Genomic DNA, 2,802 nt, shown 5'->3' with positions numbered 1-2,802 from the left:
GACTGCCATCTTCATTGGGCATTGGCTGATGCCCTGCAGTGGTCAAGTCAATGATTGAGAGGCGTGCGTGACCCAGTGCTATACCTGAGCCAACCCAAGTGCCTTGATCATCGGGGCCACGATGTTCAATGCTATTCACCATCCTGCCTATCGTCGCAGAGATATCTGCCGGAGCGGATGCTTTTGTGACGAATATGCCAGCAATTCCACACATCTTAGCCAGCCCCTTGATTCAAATTGGCGGGTTCATATCTTGAGTGATACCAAGCCACGAATTTTTCGATACCTTTTTGTAGCGGCGTATCGGGTGAAAACCCCACCCACTCTTGAAGTTGTATCGTGTCTGCGTGAGTGGCGTGCACATCACCCGGTTGCATTGGAAGGAAGTTTTTAATCGCTACGCGACCCAATGCTTTTTCCAAGGTCTCGATAAATACTAGAAGCGCTACGGGCTCGTGATTGCCAATATTGAATACGCGATGCGGCACTCCAGCATCCAGCGTGGCGGGTTTGTCTAAAACACGTACAACACCTTCAGTAATATCATCTATGTAAGTGAAATCTCGTTGCAACTGGCCATGATTGAAGACATCAATTGACCGCCCTTCAAGGATGGCTTGGGTGAAGCTGAAATAGGCCATATCCGGCCTGCCCCAAGGGCCGTACACCGTAAAGAAACGTAGGCCAGTTGCCGGAATGCCATAAAGATGGCTATAAGCGTGTGCCATTAGCTCGTTGGCTTTTTTGGTCGCGGCATAAAGACTGACTGGCTGATCAACTCTGTCAGATTCAGAGAACGGTGTTTTGGTGTTGCCGCCATAGACACTGGAACTCGATGCGTAAACGAGGTGCTGAACATTGGCGTGACGGCAACCCTCAAGGATATTCACAAACCCAATCAGGTTGCTGTCAGCATAGGCATGGGGATTTGTGATCGAATATCGAACGCCCGCCTGTGCGGCAAGGTGCACTACGCACTGAGGCTTCTCTTGCTCGAAAAGCTTTGCCACTTCAACCCGGTCAGCAATATCGATGCGGGCAAAACGAAAGCCAGGATGTTGCTGGAGCTGATCTAGCCGCGCCTCCTTCAACGACACATCGTAGTAGTCATTGAGGTTGTCGATACCAATGATTTCATCGCCACGGGCGAGCAGGCGCTGGCATACGTGCATGCCAATAAAACCTGCTACGCCGGTTACTAGAACTTTCATCAGTCACTCCCAAACAAATCACGACTGAAGACTTTAACTTCAACGTCTGCCAACGCCTCAGTGCGGCGGTTGGCGATGATGATGTCCGACTCCTGTTTGAAAGCAGCCAAATCATTCACCACGCGGGAGTTGTAGAACTCAGACTCATTGAACGCCGGTTCGTAAACGATGACCTGAATACCCTTGGCTTTGATGCGCTTCATAATGCCTTGGATGCTTGATGCGCGAAAATTATCTGAGCCAGCTTTCATGATGAGTCGATAGACACCGACGACCTTGGGTGCTTGACGGATGATGCTGTCGGCAATGAAATCCTTCCGTGTCGTGTTCGAATCGACGATGGCATGGATAAGATTCTGCGGCACGTCGCGGTAATTGGCGAGAAGCTGCTTGGTATCCTTGGGTAGGCAATACCCGCCGTAACCGAAGCTGGGGTTGTTGTAATGCGTTCCAATGCGCGGATCCAGACAAACGCCATCAATGATTTGGCGCGAATCCAGCCCGTGGGTGGCGGCGTAGGTGTCCAGTTCGTTGAAATAGGCAACGCGCATCGCCAAATAAGTGTTGGCGAACAGCTTGATAGCCTCTGCTTCAGTAGAATCGGTAAACAGGGTCGCAATATTTTGCTTCTGAGCCCCTTGCATCAGCAGATTGGCAAAGGTTTCAGCGCGAGCTGAGCGCTCGCCGACGACGATACGTGAGGGATACAGATTATCATGAAGTGCGTGACCTTCACGCAGGAATTCCGGTGAGAAGATAAGGTTTTCGGCCCCTAGTTCCTCTCGAATCCTTGCGGTATATCCGACAGGGACTGTAGACTTGATAACCATCACCGCCTGCGGATGAATGGATATAACATCCCGAATTACAGCCTCAATCGATTTGGTATTGAAGCAATTAGTTTCCGGATCGTAATCGGTGGGCGTTGCGATGATGACAAAATCCGCTCCAGTATAGGCGTCCTGCTTATCAAGCGTTGCTCGGAAATTGAGCAGTTTGTTTTTTAGAAAATCCTCGATATCTGCATCTTCAATAGGGGATTCGTTGCGACTAAGCATCGCGACTTTTTCTGGGACGATATCGAGTGCAACAACTTCGTTGTGCTGCGACAGGAGCATTGCATTGGAAAGGCCAACATAGCCGGTGCCGACAATGGCAATTTTCATACGAAAGCCTCTGGAACATGCTCTTGGATTGACTCATCTAAACGGAAATTCTTGCTCCCTAAGCAATTTTGATAGAATAGTTGACCCAACGCTTGGTGCGCGCTCTTGGAAAAGATTAACTTGACTCGGTAGAATCGCCGAAACAACCTTGGTATCACATAATACAATTTACCATCGCCGTCACTCAGTCCGTCAAGTGAAGTAAGATTCTCGCGATTACCCGCGTAGGTTAATACGTCGAGGTTGATTACCGCCTCATCGGATTGCGACAGCCAGCCCAAAACAAAATTAACGCCGATAAATCCAGCGCCGCCTGTGACTAAAATCATTTTATAACCTTAAGTTTATTATTGTAGCAATGCTTACGAGACGGCAATTGCATTTTTCTTGTTAAACCAGATTATTGTATTGGGTTAAAAGATTAC

At 49.0% G+C, this 2,802-nt stretch carries 3 protein-coding genes and 1 pseudogene; all 4 read right to left on the bottom strand.

Annotated features, from left to right (window positions below; translation table 11 throughout):
- Nucleotides 1-214: pseudogene (locus B7Y67_RS14520) on the bottom strand (asparagine synthetase B); the annotation flags it as partial.
- 1 nt (nt 215) lies between these two features.
- Nucleotides 216-1,211, bottom strand: coding sequence for an NAD-dependent epimerase (locus B7Y67_RS14515; RefSeq protein WP_293599249.1), 996 nt, complete (start codon nt 1,209-1,211; stop codon nt 216-218).
- A complete protein-coding gene (locus B7Y67_RS14510; protein ID WP_293599248.1) occupies nt 1,211-2,377 on the bottom strand; it encodes a nucleotide sugar dehydrogenase in 1,167 nt (388 codons plus the stop codon). Before B7Y67_RS14510 ends, B7Y67_RS14515 begins: the two co-directional genes overlap by 1 nt.
- Nucleotides 2,374-2,706, bottom strand: a complete 333-nt coding sequence (locus tag B7Y67_RS14505) for an NAD-dependent epimerase/dehydratase family protein (protein WP_293599247.1) — start codon at nt 2,704-2,706, stop codon at nt 2,374-2,376. The genes B7Y67_RS14510 and B7Y67_RS14505 overlap by 4 nt, the downstream gene beginning before the upstream one ends.
- Between the last annotated feature and the right edge of the window lie 96 nt (nt 2,707-2,802).

The organism is Polynucleobacter sp. 35-46-11 (genome assembly GCF_002281105.1).
Note: the sequence above shows the minus strand (reverse complement) of the source record. Positions and strands in the feature narration are given on the sequence as shown.